12 protein-coding genes and 2 tRNA genes are annotated in these 17,146 nt (G+C 62.8%); 12 read left to right on the top strand and 2 right to left on the bottom strand.

Translation table 11 applies throughout. From position 1 onward, the window contains the following. Positions 1–375 precede the first annotated feature (375 nt). From DSM100685_RS00625 to DSM100685_RS00595, 7 genes are all read left to right on the top strand, one after another. Positions 376–1,635: a MalY/PatB family protein gene (locus DSM100685_RS00625; protein WP_152349440.1), complete on the top strand. Its 1,260-nt coding sequence runs from the start codon at positions 376–378 to the stop codon at positions 1,633–1,635. Between the two features lie 326 nt (positions 1,636–1,961). After that, positions 1,962–3,560, top strand: coding sequence for an ABC transporter substrate-binding protein (locus DSM100685_RS00620; RefSeq protein WP_163200762.1), 1,599 nt, complete (start codon positions 1,962–1,964; stop codon positions 3,558–3,560). 25 nt (positions 3,561–3,585) lie between these two features. Then, entirely contained in the window at positions 3,586–4,557 is a 972-nt protein-coding gene (locus DSM100685_RS00615; protein WP_152349438.1) for an ABC transporter permease, read from the top strand. 2 nt (positions 4,558–4,559) lie between these two features. Next, positions 4,560–5,498 carry an ABC transporter permease gene (locus DSM100685_RS00610; protein WP_152349437.1) on the top strand — a complete coding sequence of 313 codons (939 nt, stop codon included), beginning with the start codon at positions 4,560–4,562 and terminating at the stop codon, positions 5,496–5,498. A gap of 35 nt (positions 5,499–5,533) precedes the next feature. Further along, positions 5,534–7,057, top strand: coding sequence for a Sapep family Mn(2+)-dependent dipeptidase (locus DSM100685_RS00605; RefSeq protein WP_152349436.1), 1,524 nt, complete (start codon positions 5,534–5,536; stop codon positions 7,055–7,057). Then, positions 7,054–8,766, top strand: coding sequence for a dipeptide ABC transporter ATP-binding protein (locus DSM100685_RS00600; RefSeq protein ID WP_152349435.1), 1,713 nt, complete (start codon positions 7,054–7,056; stop codon positions 8,764–8,766). The genes DSM100685_RS00605 and DSM100685_RS00600 overlap by 4 nt, the downstream gene beginning before the upstream one ends. A 46-nt stretch (positions 8,767–8,812) precedes the next feature. Continuing rightward, positions 8,813–9,823, top strand: a complete 1,011-nt coding sequence (locus DSM100685_RS00595) for a uroporphyrinogen decarboxylase family protein (protein ID WP_204314176.1) — start codon at positions 8,813–8,815, stop codon at positions 9,821–9,823. A 22-nt stretch (positions 9,824–9,845) separates the two neighbouring features. Here the strand turns inward: DSM100685_RS00595 and DSM100685_RS00590 are convergent, their stop codons facing one another. Next, positions 9,846–10,283 carry a MerR family transcriptional regulator gene (locus DSM100685_RS00590; protein WP_152349434.1) on the bottom strand — a complete coding sequence of 146 codons (438 nt, stop codon included), beginning with the start codon at positions 10,281–10,283 and terminating at the stop codon, positions 9,846–9,848. Between the two features lie 113 nt (positions 10,284–10,396). Between DSM100685_RS00590 and DSM100685_RS00585 the strand changes: the two genes are divergently transcribed. The 5 genes from DSM100685_RS00585 to DSM100685_RS00565 all read left to right on the top strand — a co-directional run bounded on the left by DSM100685_RS00585 (position 10,397) and on the right by DSM100685_RS00565 (position 14,858). Continuing rightward, the gene (locus tag DSM100685_RS00585) at positions 10,397–11,413 is read left to right on the top strand and encodes an aldo/keto reductase (protein WP_152349433.1); all 1,017 of its coding nucleotides are present in this window, start codon (positions 10,397–10,399) and stop codon (positions 11,411–11,413) included. 464 nt (positions 11,414–11,877) lie between these two features. Then, positions 11,878–11,950: transfer RNA gene (locus DSM100685_RS00580), tRNA-Asn, on the top strand. 26 nt (positions 11,951–11,976) lie between these two features. After that, positions 11,977–12,052: transfer RNA gene (locus DSM100685_RS00575), tRNA-Asn, on the top strand. Between the two features lie 285 nt (positions 12,053–12,337). After that, on the top strand, positions 12,338–12,988 hold the full coding sequence (locus DSM100685_RS00570) for a M23 family metallopeptidase (RefSeq protein WP_163200760.1): 651 nt from the start codon (positions 12,338–12,340) through the stop codon (positions 12,986–12,988). Positions 12,989–13,046: 58 nt separating this feature from the next. After that, on the top strand, positions 13,047–14,858 hold the full coding sequence (locus tag DSM100685_RS00565; protein WP_152349431.1) for an AMP-dependent synthetase/ligase: 1,812 nt from the start codon (positions 13,047–13,049) through the stop codon (positions 14,856–14,858). Between the two features lie 184 nt (positions 14,859–15,042). Here the strand turns inward: DSM100685_RS00565 and DSM100685_RS00560 are convergent, their stop codons facing one another. Next, positions 15,043–16,626 carry a substrate-binding domain-containing protein gene (locus tag DSM100685_RS00560; RefSeq protein WP_152349430.1) on the bottom strand — a complete coding sequence of 528 codons (1,584 nt, stop codon included), beginning with the start codon at positions 16,624–16,626 and terminating at the stop codon, positions 15,043–15,045. Positions 16,627–17,146: the final 520 nt, after the last annotated feature.

Here is a 17,146-nt window from a genome sequence, read left to right as displayed (position 1 = left end):
CTTTTGTGACGGTTTTACAAAACCGACGCGATACGGTCCCCTCCGGCGTCCGTTTTGTAAAACCGTTACAGAACAGACGCCGAGCGGAACCCCTGAAGGCACGTTTTGTAACGTCGTTACAAAACGGACGCCGAAGACGCCCATCCGGCGTCGTTGCTGTAACTTTTTTGCAAAAGGGGCGCCGGAGCGCCGGGGCGCGGGGAGGACACGACGCATGGCGGAGGAACGGCTGGACCGGGGCGGGAACGTTCCGCGCCGCCGTGCCCGCGGACGCCGATCGGTGATATAAGCAAACCGCGATGGCGGCCAACCAGACGGGGGAGCCGGGGCATGGCGCACGCGCCGCGGCCCGGCCATACTCGAACCATGGACACCATGACTTTGCAGACCGGATTCGACGCCGGATTCGACACCGGATTCGACACCCGCGCCATCGACGCGCAGACCCCCGAACAGCTCGCCGCCACATGCAGCGACAAATGGACCCGCTACCCGGGATGCGCCGGCGCGTTCATCGCCGAAATGGACCTGGGCCTCGCCCCGTGCATCCAGGACGCGCTGGTCGACGCCGTGCGCCAATGCGAGCTCGGCTACATCTCCGACCCGTGGAAGCGCCGCGTGGCCGAGGCGTGCGCCGCATGGCAGCACGACCGCTACGGGTGGGACGTGGACCCCGCGTGCATCCGTCCCGTGCCGGACGTGCTCGAGGCGTTCGAGGTGTTCCTGCGTGAGTTCGTCGGCTCCGGCCGCTCGATCGTCGTGCCCACGCCCGCCTACATGCCGTTCCTCAGCGTGCCGCGCCTGTACGGCGTGGACGTGATCGAAATCCCCATGCTGCGGGCCGAATCCGCCTCCGACGCCAACGACGGCTGGCTGTTCGACTTCGACGCCATCCGCCGCGCGTTCGAGGACGGCTGCCGCGCCTTCGTGCTGTGCAACCCGCACAACCCGATCGGCAAGGTCCTCACCGTGGATGAGATGCGCGCGATCTCCGCGCTCGCCGACGAATACGGCGTGCGCATCTTCAACGACGAGATCCACGCCCCGTTCGTGTTCGACGGCCGTCACGTGCCGTTCGCCACGATCTGCGCGACCGCCGCCATGCAGTCGATGACCGCCACCTCCGCATCCAAGGCGTTCAACATCCCCGGCATCAAGTGCGCGCAGGTGATCCTCACCAACCCCGACGACCTCAAAGTATGGATGGACCGCGCCGAATGGTCCGAGCACCAGACCGCCACCATCGGGGCCGTGGGCGCCGAGGCCGCCTACCGCGGGGGAGCGGCGTGGCTCGACCAGGCGCTCGCCTACCTCAGACGCAACGAACGCCTGCTCACCGGGGAGATGGCCGAACGCTTCCCCGGCGTGCGCTACGTCCCGCCCGCCGGCACCTACATCGCATGGCTGGACTTCACCGAACTCGGCATCGCCGACCCCGCCGCCTACTTCCGCGAACGCGCCAAAGTCGCCATGACCGCCGGCACCGAATGCGGCTCCAACGGCGCGGGCTGCGCCCGCTTCAACTTCGCCATGCCCTATCCGCTGCTCAAGGCGAGCCTCGAGCGCATGCACGCTGCGCTCGCGGAGGACGGGCTGGTGCCGATGGAAGCGCAGATAAAAGTTCTTGCCCGATGAACATGCTTATAGCCGGTCATAGGCACAAGCGATGACCGGCGCGGAATGTTCACGCAGACATTGACATAACGTTAACAGCATTGCGAGAGAAGGGAGCAAGGAGAAACCGGTCCGCATGACGGCGTTGTTTCCCGAATCGATGAAAACGAATAACTCTCAAAGCAACTCGCATAGGAAAAATCAGTAGCAACGATTTTTCACACATAGCATGGCAACTACAAGGAGGTGATGGCGAAACCGGCATCGATGATGATGCCGAGAGACGACATTTCGGCCCAGCGATGTTCGCGAGGCACGAAGAGAGATCCAAACACATGGAGAACATCATGAGAGCGGTCAAGAAAGCTTTTGCAACGGTCATTTCCGCAGCGCTGATCTGTACTGCGGCGGCATGTGGCGTCGGAGATCCCAATGCCACCGGCTCAACCGGGGGAGGTGATACGATCACCTATGCGCTTTCGCAGAACCCCAATGGTATTTTTAATCCCTCGCTGTATGGTACGGACTATGACCGCGCAATCATTTTCAACGTATATAGCCGGTTAGTTCATGTTGACAAGAATCAGGAATTTCAGCCGGAGCTGGCCGAATCGTGGACCCAATCCGAAGATGGAAAGACGGTCACTTTCAAACTGCGACAAGATGTGAAGTGGCATGATGGCGAGCCCTTCACCGCGGACGATGTCGTATACAACTACACCGCCAATGCCGATCCCGATTATCCCAGCGGCGGACAGAAATTCGTCAGCTACCTCAAGGGATACAAAGACTTCCACGAAGGAAAAACCAAGGATTTCCCCGGTGTGAAAGCCCTTGACAAGTACACGGTGGAGTTCGACTTTGAAACCCCCTATCCGGCCATGTTCAGCCAATTGGTCGACTATCCGATCTTCGCCAAGCATATCTGGGAGAAGGTGCCGATCAAGCAGTGGAAGACCGACGTGGATGTGCTCCGCAAGCCTGTCGGCACCGGTCCGTACAAGTTCAAGGAATTCGCGGACGGACAGTACGTATCGCTTGAAGCCAATCCCGATTACTTTGGCGGTGCCCCGAAGATCAAGAATCTGATTTTCAAGGTGATCAATTCCGAAAACCTGCAGGCGGCGCTCACCAATGGAGAAGTTAATATTGCCGATGTCTCCGATTGGAATCCCTCCCAGATTCAGGCCTACAAGGATGCCGGTGCTGAGATTGTGCAGCTGCCCGGCAGCGGTGGCTCCTACATGGGACTTGACACCACGAATCCGCGTCTGAAGGATGTCAAAGTGCGTCAGGCTCTGGTCTATGCGGCCGATCGTCAGAGCATCATTGACTCGGTGCTCTACGGCCACGCCAAAGCGACGAACGCCATCGCCAATCCCGAGGATCCGAATTATCCGAAGGATCTCAACGAATACAAGTATGATCCGGAAAAGGCCAAGGAGCTGCTAAAGGAGGCCGGCTGGACGGATACCGACGGCGACGGCATTCTTGACAAGGACGGTGAGAAATTCACCTTCAAGATCGAATACTCCACCAACAGCAAGCTCAACAGCCTTGTCGCACCGATCCTGCAGAAGAACTATCAGGCGATTGGCATCGACGCATCTTTGGCAAGCGTCGACTTCAACTCGCTGCTGTCCAAGCTGCTTGATGAAAACCAGCAGTTCGATGGGGCGTTCATGGGGTCGACCTACCGTCTGTTGCAATATGGTGCCAATGATTTCTGGTCCCATTGGACAGGTCAGGGGCCTGCCGTGACCGGTACCGATCTGAAGTCCTTCGGCGAATCCGCATCCAACTATCTGAGGGCGCAGAACGAGGCGGCCACCAACGTGTGGCTGTACGTCGCCGACAAGGGCTTCGTGGTGAAGGGCGTCGACGGATTCGACCCATACCCCTATGAGACCTTCCTGACGTCCAACCAATGGACGTTGAAGAAGTAAACGCCTACCGGAAGTAGAGAACACCATGTTCCGATATCTGTTGAAAAGATTGATGATCGCCGTCGTTGTGTTGTTTGGCATTTCGGTGATCGTCTTCGCGATCGTCCATCTTCAGCCTGGCAACCCCTATGCTTCCATGCTTGATCCCGACACGCCGCCGGACGTGAGGGAGGAAGTCATGCGCAAGCTCGGTTATTACGACCCGCTGCCACTGCAGTACGTCAAATGGCTGGGACGGGCATTGACCGGTGACTTCGGCTATTCCATCCAGTTGGGATCCAAAGTCAGCTTTCTGATCGGACAGCGTATCGGCAACACGGTGTTCCTCGCTTTGGTGGCGGCTGTAATCGCGATCGCTCTGGCTGTCCCGTTCGGCTTCTATGCGGCGATCCGTCAGGGCAAGGTCTCGGACACGGTGCTGACCGTCGTGAACTTCGGCATCGTGTCCATTCCCGGATTCTTCTTCGCGATGATCCTGTTGAAGGTATTCTCCATTGATCTCCGGCTTTTGCCGAGTTCCGGAATCGTAACCGCCGGAGCAGGGTATGTCGGTGGTCAGGCCATTCTCGACATACTGCGGCATATGATCATGCCGGCAATCGTGCTGATGCTTGGAGAGTTCGTCTCATACAACAGGTACATCCGATCCTCGGCCGGCAATCTTCTCTCTGCGGGATTCGTCGCGCCGTTGTTCGCCAAAGGCCTGAACCGCCGCAAGGTGATCTTCTCACACATCTTCAAAAACGCCGCAAAGCCCATCATCACCATTCTCTGTCTGCAAATCCCGTCGGTTCTTTCCGGCGCGGTGATCACCGAAACCATATTTTCGTGGCCGGGTATTGGACTGCTGAGCTACAACGCGGCGATCAGCAGGGATTATCCGTTACTCATGGGCATCGTCATGATGCTGGCATTGGTGACACTGCTCGGCAACCTGTTGGCCGATGTGCTGTACACCATCGTGGATCCCCGCATCCGTCTGAGTGGAAAGGCCTGACAATGAGCGAACAACAGAGCGTTTCAAAGAAAAAGGCGGTCGGTTTCGCCGCTGCGGTGAAAACGCCCATGTTCATTGTGGGTGCGTCGATGGTTTCCCTGATCGTCGTTCTCTGTGTCTTCGGTCCGCTGCTCCTGCCGTATCATCCCAATGACATCGACCTGAAAAGCATGGAGGCGGCCCCCAACGCCGCGCACTGGCTTGGCACCGATGCGCTCGGACGAGACGTGCTGGCCCGTTTGCTTGACGGAGGCCGCATGTCCATGCTGGTTGGTGTGGCGGCGGTGTTCGTGCAGGTCGTCGTCGGTACGATTTTGGGCGCCGTGGCGGGTTATGCGGGAGGATGGGCCGACTCGTTCATCATGCGTATCACCGAGATCTTCCAATGCTTCCCGTTCTATCCGATCGCCATCACGCTGGCCTCCCTTTTGGGGGCGAATATCTGGAACGTCGTGTTCATCATCGGATTCCTTGGATGGACCGGCCTGTGCCGTTTGGTGCGTGCGGAAGTGCTCTCCCTGCGGGAATCCGAATTCGTGCTGTACACCAGAGCGTTGGGTCTGCCGGCCTGGCACATCATCATCAAGCATCTGGTCCGCAATTGCTACCCCGTCATCCTTGTGAATGCCACGCTCGCCGTCACGTGGGCTGTTCTCTCCGAAGCATCGATGAGCTTCCTCGGACTCGGTGTCTCGCAGCCGAATTCCAGCTGGGGCAACATGCTGTCCCAAGCGCAGAGCCTGCGCATCCTATCGAGCGAGCCGTGGCTGTGGGTTCCCCCGGGCGCCGCGATCATCTGCTTGGTGCTGTCGGTGAATTTCATCGGCGAAGCATTGTCCCGCGCCGTAACGCCCAATAAGCCGCATATTCGCGACATTGATCCGCCGAGCACGTGGAAACCGACCGCGAAGCAGACTGACGCCGTGCAAGCCGGCGCGTGAACTCGGACAACTCACAACAAGGAAGATTAAGCACAATGACGACTCTCGCACAACAAGCGGTTCGTTGGTTCAACGATCATCGCGACGAATACATCAGCGACTTGCTGCAATGGGTGGAATTCCCCTCCGTCTCCAAAGTATGGGAAGGCAAGCCCGGTGCCCCCTATGGCAAAGGCGTGGCGGACATGTTCAACCATGTTCGTGCCGAAGCAGCCCGATGTGGTTTTGAATCACACGACTACGAGGGGTATGCGATCGGCGTCGAGTACGGCAAGGGCCTCGCTAAGGATGACCCGAAGCGGAAGGATATCGCCCTGGTCTCCCATCTGGATGTCGTGCCGGCCGGTGAAGGCTGGGATTCGGAGCCGTTTCAACCGTATGAGCGCGATGGCTACATAGTGGGTCGCGGAGCCGACGACAACAAAAGAGCGGCTCTAGCAGATTTCTACCTGCTGAAGTTCTACCGTGAACAGGGCATCGAATTTGCACATGACCTTCGCATCCTCTATGGCGGTGCCGAGGAAACTGGGCTAGACGACATGCGGCAATTCGTCGCGTCCCACGGTGTACCTTTTCAGGCGGTGATCACTGACGGTCCGTTCCCCGTCAACAATGCGCAAAAGGGATCGCTTGGCGTCACCGTCAGCATTACGGTGCCGGAGGCGTTCGTCGGTTTCAAGGTCGGTACCACGTCGAATTCCATTCCCGGCGAGGCGTCGATCACACTTCGCGGCGTTGATCCGGCGACGGCAGGGGAAACGCTCCGGAGACATGTGCCGGGTTTTGGCGGAAAGCTGGAGGTTGAACCGACACCGGATGGCGTGACGGTCAACGCGATCGGCTCGGCGGGACATGCCGCGTTCCCCGAAAACGCCATCAATGCCATCGCGGTGCTGGCGGACGCCTTGTTCGAATCGGGATTGCTGAGCGGCGACGCGAACGTCTTTGCCGGTGAATTACGTCGATGGGCGTCATCCGCGCAAGGACTCGGCGTCGCCTATGAAGATGAAGCGTCCGGAGCTACGACCGCGAGCATAGGAACAATCGTTCCAGCCGATGACCGTTTGGAACTCGGCATCGACATTCGTTATGCGGTCACCCAGCGTTCGGAAGACATCCGCAAAGCCCTGATCGCCACGTTTGCCGGTCGGAATGGCGAAATTACGGGCTTCCATGACTTTCCGCCCTATTTTGTCCCGGCCGATGATCCCCGGGTGCAGGTGCTGCTTGATAATTACAATACAGTTCTTGGAGTGCGGGGCACGACGATCTGCATGGGAGGAGGCACCCATGCAAGGGTGATTCCCGGTGCGCTCAATTATGGGCCGGGATTCGGCCAAAACCGAGATGAGCTGAGGGCAAAGGGGCTCATAGCGAATCCACCGACGTTCATTCCGGAAGGGAAAGGCGGATGCCACAGCCCGGACGAATGGATGTCCGTAGACGAAGTGTCCACGGTTTTCGGCATATACGCGCAAGGCATTGTCGCCCTTGACCGCCTGCTGGCCGAACATCCCGAATATGCGCTGTCCCAGTTTGAGGGAAAGGAACGGTCATGAGCGACGGCAAACTGGAGAATGCGGAGACCGTGCTGGAAGTCAATCACCTCGCCGTGACCTTCACGGGCAAGGAAACCGTGCACGCGGTCAGGGACTTCTCGTTCACCGTCCACAAGGGCGAAGTCGTGGCCATCGTGGGCGAATCCGGATCGGGCAAGTCGGTGTCCGCGATGTCCCTGCTTGGCCTGCTACCGCGCAACGCCGTGGTGTCGGGTGATGTGAAGCTGGATGGCAAGCCGCTGGACGTCAGCTATCTGTCCCCGGAAATCCGGAAAATCCGCGGTCGCCAGGTGTCGATGATCTTTCAGGATCCGCTCGACAGTCTCGACCCCGTGTTCACCGTGGGAGAGCAGATCGCCGAAGCCGTGAGGGTCAACGATCCCAAGGCGGACAAGGCGACCGTGACCGCGCGTGTGATCGACCTGCTCAAATCCGTCGAACTGCCGGAGCCTGATACGCTGCGCCGCAAGTATCCGCACCAGCTGTCCGGCGGCCAGCAGCAGCGCATTCTCATTGCGATCGCGCTCGCGGGCAGGCCCCGAATCCTGCTCGCCGACGAACCGACCACCGCGCTCGACGTGACAGTACAGCAGGGCATCCTCGATCTGCTCCATCAGATCAGCCGGTCGGAGGGCGTCGGCGTGCTCATCATCACTCATGACATGGGCGTGGTGGCGGATATCGCCGATCAGGTGGTCGTCGTGCGCAACGGCGCTCTGGTGGAGGCGGGCGAAACGGTGCGGCTGTTCCATTACCCGCAGAACGATTACACGCGCGAACTTCTGGACGCCGTTCCCAAGACTCCTCTGCTGGGCGGCTCATTGGGATCCGACCATGCCGCTGCCGTCGTATCGGCGACGGGCGCCACGTCGGCACCCGCGCCCGCAGCTTCGGACGAGCAGCCGGTGCTTAAGGTCGAGAACCTCAGCGTGAGCTACGCGCCCCGCACTCCCGACGTGGTTCATGGCGTGTCCTTCGACATCAATCACCACGAGGTGCTGGCGTTGGTGGGGGAGTCCGGCTCCGGCAAGTCCACCATCGTGCGCTGCGTGCTCGGTCTGGCGCAGCAGACCGGCGGCACGGTGATGGTCGACGGCGTGGAATACCTCAAGCAGCGCAGACGCGAACAAACCAAGACGCGCCACAAGATCGGCGTGATCTTCCAAAGCCCCATGGGGTCGCTTGACCCACGACAGACGTTGGCGCAAAGCATCGCCGAGCCGCTGATATACGCCTTGGGCGTACCTCGCGGTGATGCGCTCGCCAAAGCCGAGGAGCTGATGGACCGCGTGCATCTGACCCGCGACATGGCCACCCGCTATCCGAGTGAGATCTCCGGCGGTCAGCGCCAGCGCGTGTCCATTGCCCGTGCCATCGCGCTCAATCCCGAGCTGCTGATCGCGGACGAGCCCACCTCGGCGCTGGACGTGTCCGTGCAGAAGGACGTGATTGCCCTCTTCCGTGAATTGCAGCGGGACCTTGGGTTCGCTTGCCTGTTCGTGAGTCATGATCTGCCGCTGGTGGCGAGCTTCTGCCACAAAGTCGTCGTGCTCCAGCACGGGCAGGAGGTCGAGTACGGGCCCGTCGAATCCGTCTTCGTCCATCCGACCACGGATTATGCGCGCAAGCTTATCCTCAGTGCCCCGCTGGCCGATCCCGAAGTCCAACATGAGCGTCGCCGACTGCGCGAGCAGGCCGCGACCGCCTAAACTGTCAACCACCGACAACGTCGTCACATCAAGGAGGACAACACCCATGACCATGCAATCCGCCGCGGTTGCGCCCATGACCAAGCGCGAGCGCATGCTGCACGCGATGCACAACGAGCCGGTCGACCACGTGCCGGTCGGCTTCTGGTTCCACTTCGACCGGGAGCACAGCGAGGGCGAGGCCAACGTCAAGGCGCATCTCGACTTCTACCGGCAAACGGATCTGGACTTCGTCAAGATCATGTGCGACGGGTTCTTCGCGTATCCCGTGGCCCGCGACATCGTCGAACGACGGGCATGGGACGAGATCAGGCCCCTGAGCGCCGACGACCCGTGGATCCGCGGACAGGTGGAGCGGGCGAAGGCCATCGTGGAGGCGATCGGCGGCGAACGCTGCGTGTTCTACAACGTGTTCCAGCCGTTCTCGTCGTTCCGGTTCTCGCTGGAGCCGTACGGGCAGTCCTCGCCGGAGGCCACGCGGTACTTGAAGGAGGATCCTATCGGCGTGATGCGCGCGATGGACGCGATCGCCCAATCGAACGCGCTGCTCACCGAACTGCTCATCCGCGAGGCCGGATGCGACGGCGTGTACTACTGCGTGCAGGGCGGCGAATACGACCGCTTCACCGAGCGCGAGTACCGCACGTGGATCGCGCCGAGCGACCTGTACGTGCTCGAGCACGCCAACCGGTTCTCGGAGAACAACATCCTGCACATGTGCGGCTGGGGCGGCAACCGCAACCGGCTCGAACTGTGGAAGGACTACCCGGCGCGGACCATGAACTGGGCCGTGTTCGTGGAGGGGCTCGACCTCATCGAGGGACGCTCGTTCTTCGGTGGCAAATCCTGCATGGGCGGCTTCGAGACGCACTGGGACGGCAACGGGCACCGCGGCGTGATCTACGACGGGACCAAGGACGAGGTGCGGGCATACACGCGCGACCTCATCCTCGACCACGGCAAACGCGGGCTGATCCTCGGCGGCGACTGCACGGTGGACGCGAAGCTCGACTGGGAGCGCATGCGCTGGGTGGTCGAGGCCGCCCGCAGCCTGTAGGCGCTCGGTCCGCGCCCGGCCGTCAGTCCTCGAACACGGCGTGCCGGTAGTCGGCCCAGTCCGGGCGCGGTTCGCCGGCCGCCGCGGCGGAGCGGATGTCTCCGTAGTAGTGCAGTTTGCGCAGGATGTGCGCGTGCGCCTCGGCGAGCAGCCGCTCCTGCTCCTCGATGGCCGCGCGCCGGGCCTCAAGCAGCGTCATGATCTCATCGATGTGGCCCTCCTCGTCCGACTCGAACGAGAAGAACCGCTTGAGTTCCTCGATGCTCATGCCCGCGTGCTTGAAGCAGCAGATGGTGCGCAGCCGGTTGATATGGCAGTCCCGGTAGAGGCGCTGACCGGTTTCCGTGCGCCCCACGTTGGTGAGCAGGCCCGAATCCTCGTAGTAGCGCAGCGTGGAGGGCTGCATGTGGAATCTCCGTGCCACCTCGCGGATGGTGTACGTCGTCTCTTCTACTGCCATGACACGCCCGCCTTTCCGAAGCCGAAACTAATTTGACTTCAAGTGTACTTGAAGTGCGACGATCATAACCACAGAACGATCCACCAACGAACCCATCCAACGAAGGAGAACGCATGTTCGAACCCACCACGCCGTACCAGCCGGCCGCCACCCGATACAGCGACATGACCTACAACCGCTGCGGCGCCAGCGGCCTGAAACTGCCGGCCGTGAGCCTCGGCACCTGGCACAACTTCGGCGACCACAACCCGTACGAGCAGATGAAGCAGCTGCTCTTCACCGCGTTCGACAACGGCATCACCCACTTCGACCTCGCCAACAACTATGGTCCCGAACCGGGCGCCGCGGAGAAGAACGTCGGCCGCATCCTGAAGGAGTACTTCGCCGCCCACCGCGACGAGCTCATCATCAGCACCAAGGCCGGCTACGAGATGTGGGCCGGCCCCTATGGCGACCTCGGCAGCCGCAAGTACCTGCTCGCCAGCCTCGACCAGAGCCTCAAGCGCCTCGGCCTCGAATACGTGGACATCTTCTACCACCACCGCCCCGACCCGGAAACCCCGCTCGAGGAGACCATGGGCGCCCTCGCCCAGGCCGTCCGCTCCGGCAAGGCCTTGTACGTGGGTCTGTCCAACTACGACGGCCCCACCATGGAGAAGGCCGCCGCCATTCTGGACGAGCTGCATGTGCCGTTCGTCATCAACCAGAACAAGTACAACATCCTCGACCGCACCGTGGAACGCAACGGCCTCAAGGAGACCGCGAACCGCATCGGCAAGGGCCTCATCACGTTCTGCCCGCTCGCGCAGGGCCTGCTCACCGACCGCTACCTCAACGGCGTGCCCGCCGACAGCCGCATCGCCGCCGACGGCCGCTTCCTGCACCGCAGCGACCTGACCGACGCGCGCGTCGAGCAGATCCGCGAGCTCAACGCCATCGCCGCCGACCGCGGCCAGACCCTCGCCGAAATGGCCCTCGCCTGGCTCCTGCACGACGGCAAGGTCACCAGCGTGCTCATCGGCGCCTCCAAGCCGCAGCAGATCCTCGACAACATCGGCGCCCTGAAGAACACCGCGTTCTCCGACGACGAGCTCAAGCGCATCGACGAGATCGCCGCGCGGCAGGGCTGAGGGTTGCCTGAGCCCCGTCGTGGGGAATCGTAGGGAGAGGACGGTCCGGTCCGCGGTTTGTGCTCCGCGGGTCGGACCGTTTTGCGTGATGGGCCGGATGCCGTTACGCGGGGTTTCCGCATAGTGTGCAGCGGATTCGGCAGGCGGGGGACGTCTATCCGCATAGTGTGCGGCAGCATGCCGGCAAGACGATGTGGGGACGTGTTGCGAAGCGGCGGATTTTGGGCGCAGGAGTGGGAGAAGCGGCGGTTCGAATGCTGCACACTATGCAGATAGGTGCTTGCTGAACCCGAAAAGTGCTGCACACTGTGCGGATGGTGCAGCATTCACTCTCGCGCCTGAGGAACTTGAAAACGTTGCAATGCCGCGGGACATGCCGAACGACACGCCTGATTTGTGTTTTGCGAATTCCGTTGTAAAGTATCTGTCTTGTGCGCTGGAGAAATCCACTGCACGGAAGCCATTCCTGCGTAGCTCAGTTGGCAGAGCATCCGACTGTTAATCGGACGGTCGCTGGTTCAAGCCCAGCCGCAGGAGCTCAGCTCCGGCTGATAATTGAATATTCCTGCGTAGCTCAGTTGGCAGAGCATCCGACTGTTAATCGGACGGTCGCTGGTTCAAGCCCAGCCGCAGGAGCCAGACGAAACCCCAGCGAAAACCGTTGGGGTTTCTTGTTTTTCACTCTTCTCGCGAATGACACGGCCGACAATGCGCGACACGCCAACGTTCGACCACAGGCTTTCTCCAAATGGACCCGCGTTCGCGGATGCGCGAGACTGAAGGCGCATCGGGCGCGGTGACTGCGTGCGGTGCGAAGGTCGACGGCGATGGACGCCGGAGACGGACGGACGAATCGAGCGGGGGATTGACATGAGTCGTGACGGCAGTGCGGAGCGACGCCGCAGAAGGCGGTTCGAGGAACGAATGCGAAGGGAGCGGCACGAACGGAATGGGCGCGCGTGGACGGTGGCGTGGCGGCTGGCGTTGGCGCTGCTGTGCGCCCTGATGGCGGCCGTCGGCGCGGGTGGCGCGCTGACGGCCAGTGCATTCGACGCCGCGGAGACGACTCGAGCCGGGGAGACGCTGGGCGCACGGCCCGCGCAATCCGCCGGATGCCGGGCGTCCATGGTCTGGCCGCTGAAACCGCAACCGGGAACGGCCAAACCCACCGTGCTCGAACCGTTCAAGGCCCCGCCGCAGCCGTGGTTCGCCGGCCACCGCGGCGTGGATCTGGAAGCCGCGTCCGGCGACGCCATCCTCGCGCCGGCGGCGGGCACGGTCGCGTTCGTCGGCAAAGTCGGCGGCAAGGACGCGGTGAGCGTGCGCCACGGGCGGCTCACGTCCACGTTCGAGCCGGCGACCACCACGCTGTCGGTCGGCGCGACGGTGTCCGGGGGAGAGCCGTTCGCCGCGGTGTCGGGTTCCAGCGACCATTGCGACGGCCGGTGCCTGCACTGGGGCGTGCGGGACGGGGAGGAGTCCTACCGCGACCCCGCGCTGCTCGCCTCCAATCACCGCATCGCGCTCACATCGACCAAAGCCGTCAAATCGACCACATCGGCGCGCGTCCGTTGAATTACGAACGCTTCACGGTAGAATCCGGAACTGTTACCGTACGAGGAGACGAGAGCACATGCAGAAGGAATTCACGCGTCCGCAGCCGGAACCCATCGACTACGACAAGAACATTTTCGAGATCCTCGCGGAACGCGCCAACCGCGCCCCGCAGGATTCGCTCGTCGAATACAAGGACGACTCCGGCGTGTGGCGCTCGTTCACGGCGGTCGAGTTTCGCGACAAGGTGATCGCGCTGGCCAAGGGCCTCATCGCGCGCGGCATCCAGCCGGGCGACGCGGTGGCCGTCATCTCGCACACGCGCTGGGAGTGGACGGCGCTCGACATGGCCATCATGTCCATCGGCGCGCTCACCGTGCCGGTGTACGAGACCAACTCCGCCGCGCAGGTGCGCATGATCTTCAACGACTCGAACGTGAAGATGGCGTTCGCGGAGAACGACATGCAGCGCGACAAGATCGAATCCGTGCGCGACCAGGTCACTGATCTGGGCGACGTGTACGTGATCGAGCTCGGCGCGCTGGACACGCTCGAGACCTTCGGCAGGGGTGTCGGCGACGCGGAGTTCTACGAGCGCGAAAAGGCCGTGCGCGGCTCCGACCTCGCCACGATCGTGTACACGTCCGGCTCCACCGGCACCCCGAAGGGCGTGGAGCTCAGCCACGGCAGCTTCGTGTTCATCACCTACTCGGGCATCCGCTCCATGCCGGACATCGCCATGAAGCCCAACCGCCGCCTGCTGCTCTTCCTGCCGCTGGCGCACGTGTTCGCGCGCTACATGCAGTACTTCTGCTTCGCGGGCAACGTCACGCTCGGCCTGTCGAGCAACCTCAAGACCATCCTCGCGGACTTCGGCGCGTTCAAGCCCACGTTCGTGCTCGCCGTGCCGCGCATCTTCGAGAAGATCTACAACGCCGCCTCGCAGAAGGCCGGCACCGGGTTCAAGGGCCGCCTGTTCGCCGACGCCGCCGCGACCGCGCGCGCATGGTCGCACGCCCAGCAGTCCGGCGACGGCATCCCGTTCGCCCTGTCCCTCAAGCACGCGGTGTACGACAGGCTCGTGTACTCGACCATCATGGGCGTGTTCGGCGGCCACGTGGAGTACGCGGTCTCCGGCGGCGCGCCGCTCGACTCGTCCATCGCGCACTTCTTCAACGGCGTGGGCCTGCCGCTGCTCGAGGGCTACGGCATGACCGAAACCTGCGCGCCCGCCAGCGTGAACCCCACCTCCGGATACAAGATCGGCACGATCGGCCTGCCCATGCAGGGCGTGACCTTCGGCGTGGCGGAGGACGGCGAGCTGTGCATCAAGAGCCCGAGCGTGTGCGTGGGCTACCACAACCATCCCGAGATCACCACGCAGCAGATCGTGGACGGCTGGTTGCACACCGGCGATCTGGGCGACATCGACGAGGACGGGTTCGTCTCCATCACCGGGCGCAAGAAGGACCTCATCATCACCGCCGGCGGCAAGAACGTCTCGCCCGCGGAGCTGGAGGTGGCCGTCATGACCTCGCCGGTGGTCAACCAGTGCGTGGTGATCGGTGACCGCAAGCCGTTCGTGGCCGCGCTCGTGGCGCTGGATTTGGCCGAGACGAACGCATGGCTCAAGTTCAAGGGCGCGCCCGAGGTGAAGGACCTCGCCGAGGCCGCCGCCAACCCGATCGTCCGCTCCGAGGTGGAGCGCGCGGTGGACGCCGCGAACGGCCAGGTGTCCCGCGCCGAGTCGATCCGCAAGTTCGAGATCCTGACCGACGACCTCAACGAGGCGAACGGCATGGTCACGCCGAGCCTCAAGGCGCGTCGCGAGGCCATCACCGAGCGCTACCGGGACCTCATCGACAACGTGATCTACGCCGGCAAGCGGTGACCGGTCTTTGCGCGTCTCTCCGCGCGATGTCTTCGCACTGCACTGGATCCGCTCAATCCGCACCTTCATCGTTGTGGATTGAGCGGATCCAGTGTTTTACGGGTGCGAAAACCGGTTCAGCGCACTGATTTCGCTCAATCCGCTGCGTGGAGGCCGTGGATTGAGCGGATCCAATGCATTCAGTTCACAGGCCGGCGTCGGCGGGCGTGATGTAGCCCGGATCGATGAGCATGGCCTTGAGGTTCGAGGCGGCGACGGGCAGCTGGTCCTTGGCGATGGTCGGCACCTGCGCCGCGTTGTCGGTCGCCTCGCCGCCGTAGTTCTGCGCGGAGACGCCCTCCACTTCGGCGGCCGCGTCCTTGCCGGCGTTGAGGGCGGCGACCGCCTTGGCGAGCGTGGTCGCGGTGTCCTTGCGGTTGCCGAGGGCCGTCATCCACTGCTTGCCGTTGACGATCTGCGGGATCGTGTCCACGTAGGCGCCGTAGCCGGTCACAATGGGCCAGTCCGTATCGTCCTCGACGTCCGTGGAGGACGAGCCCGCGAACGGCAGGGTGATGCCCGAATTGGCCGACGGGCTGGCGGTCGGGTCGTTGGTGGGGGCCACGCGAGGATCGGGCACGCCGCCGCGCTGGAGATCCACCTTGCCGGCGAAGCTGCCGACGATGTCGGAGATGCTGATCTCCGGGTTGATGTCCGCCGCGGAGCCGGTGTAGCCCAGATCGGTGAGCGTGGTCACGACCTGTGAGGCCACGTAGTCGTTCATGGCGAGGATGCCGTCGATGCGCTGGTGCTTCGACGAGTTCTTCATGCCGAGCCGCCCGGTCAATTCGTTCTTCACGCCGTCCGTGGCGCTCGGGTCGAACGCGAGCGACCGCCACGAATCCACGCTCGACGACGCGCCCAGATACCGCGAGGGGCTCACCGCGCGGCCGTCGCGGAAGTAGGAGCCGAGCACCTCCCAGATGCCGGCGAACGCCTCCGAGGCGAACGTGGGGTCGGCTTCCGTGCCGTCCTTGAGCTTGCCCGCGTAGGGCAGCAGCACCTCGATGTATTTGGGGTTGTCCGCGCTGGTGCGGTCCAGCTCGAGCTTGCTCACCAGCTGCGCCGCCTGGATGCGCCCGATCTCGTGCGCGGTGCCGAACGCCACGAACAGGTCCGGCGTGAATCCCTGCAGCTGGTTGGAGACGAGCACCACGTGCATGCCCGACTCCTTCGCCAGCTTCAACGCGGCCACGAGCCGTTCGCCGGCCGTGCGGCGGGTCTTCGCCGCGTCCGTCTCCCCGGTGGTCTGCTCGCTCCACGTCACGTCCCGGCGCACGTAGTCGCCGTACTGGCGGGTGATCGCGTCGGGGTTGGACACCGGCGCGACGATGAGCGTGGTCGAGGCGGGGTCCGTCTTACCGGCGTCCTTGCCGTTCAGCGCGTTGACCACGTAGTCCTGCACGGCCTGGCTTTGCGCGGCGAGGTCGCCCGATGCGGTGGACTTCACGCTCGCGGCGGCGTTCTGCGCGTTGACCGCCTGCTGGATGTCCTTGGAGAGGGCAGCCCACTTGTTGGTCGGCGTGCTCTGGCTGAGCGTCAGGCCGTCCGACGGCACGAAGATGGCCACGGAGCCGGTCGCCGCCGCGGTCGTGCTCGCTGTCGCGTCGACGGACGGGGAGGTGGTTTCGACGGAGGGATCCGGCTGCCCGAACGCGCACGCGGACAGCGAGACCGACACAGCGAGGGCCGACAACACCGCGACCAGATGGGTTCCCAGCCGTCTCATCGCCTTCGCCGTTTTCACGAATCGCACCTCACACAGTCCTCGGGCCAATGACAATACGGTTCAACCTTACTACCGGTCGCCGCCGAACTGGCGCGGTGGCGACCGGGGAGGATGTGTGTGGAGGGACTAGGAGAGTGGGGAAGCGAAAAGACGGAAGACGGGGGAGACGGGAAAACGGGGGAAGATGAGAAAGACGGGAGGTGAAAGGAAGATGAGGTTTCTGGAGGCTGGTGACAATGTGGGCACAGCGTGGGCCCAATGTGCCCACATTGTCACCAGCCTCAAAAAACACATCCCCGCCTCCGGAGGGAATTCCGGCGACGGGGGATGATCTGCGGCATGGAATGGGCGGGGAATGCAGGACGGGACCGTGCGCACTGTATGGCGGTGGACGGAGTACGGAACCCGGGACCACATCCGGGACCACATCCGGAACCACGCCGGGACCGTACCCGGGATCATGCACTGTGACTGTGCACTGTGGCCACGCGCTGTGACCGCACACTGCACTGCGCATAGT

Origin of the sequence: Bifidobacterium avesanii, from assembly GCF_009299475.1 — a bacterium.
GTDB classification, from domain to species: Bacteria; Actinomycetota; Actinomycetes; order Actinomycetales; family Bifidobacteriaceae; genus Bifidobacterium; species Bifidobacterium avesanii.
Note: the sequence above shows the minus strand (reverse complement) of the source record. Positions and strands in the feature narration are given on the sequence as shown.

Bases quoted from the DNA above. Each gene is read 5' to 3' on its own strand.
- DSM100685_RS00595 (WP_204314176.1), top strand. From the start codon at position 8,813: ATGACCATGCAATCCGCCGCGGTTGCGCCCATGACCAAGCGCGAGCGC.
- DSM100685_RS00610 (WP_152349437.1), top strand. From the start codon at position 4,560: ATGAGCGAACAACAGAGCGTTTCAAAGAAAAAGGCGGTCGGTTTCGCC.
- DSM100685_RS00625 (WP_152349440.1), top strand. From the start codon at position 376: ATGACTTTGCAGACCGGATTCGACGCCGGATTCGACACCGGATTCGAC.
- DSM100685_RS00570 (WP_163200760.1), top strand. From the start codon at position 12,338: ATGCGAAGGGAGCGGCACGAACGGAATGGGCGCGCGTGGACGGTGGCG.
- DSM100685_RS00620 (WP_163200762.1), top strand. From the start codon at position 1,962: ATGAGAGCGGTCAAGAAAGCTTTTGCAACGGTCATTTCCGCAGCGCTG.
- DSM100685_RS00615 (WP_152349438.1), top strand. From the start codon at position 3,586: ATGTTCCGATATCTGTTGAAAAGATTGATGATCGCCGTCGTTGTGTTG.
- DSM100685_RS00560 (WP_152349430.1), bottom strand. From the start codon at position 16,626: ATGAGACGGCTGGGAACCCATCTGGTCGCGGTGTTGTCGGCCCTCGCT.
- DSM100685_RS00585 (WP_152349433.1), top strand. From the start codon at position 10,397: ATGTTCGAACCCACCACGCCGTACCAGCCGGCCGCCACCCGATACAGC.
- DSM100685_RS00600 (WP_152349435.1), top strand. From the start codon at position 7,054: ATGAGCGACGGCAAACTGGAGAATGCGGAGACCGTGCTGGAAGTCAAT.
- DSM100685_RS00590 (WP_152349434.1), bottom strand. From the start codon at position 10,283: ATGGCAGTAGAAGAGACGACGTACACCATCCGCGAGGTGGCACGGAGA.
- DSM100685_RS00605 (WP_152349436.1), top strand. From the start codon at position 5,534: ATGACGACTCTCGCACAACAAGCGGTTCGTTGGTTCAACGATCATCGC.
- DSM100685_RS00565 (WP_152349431.1), top strand. From the start codon at position 13,047: ATGCAGAAGGAATTCACGCGTCCGCAGCCGGAACCCATCGACTACGAC.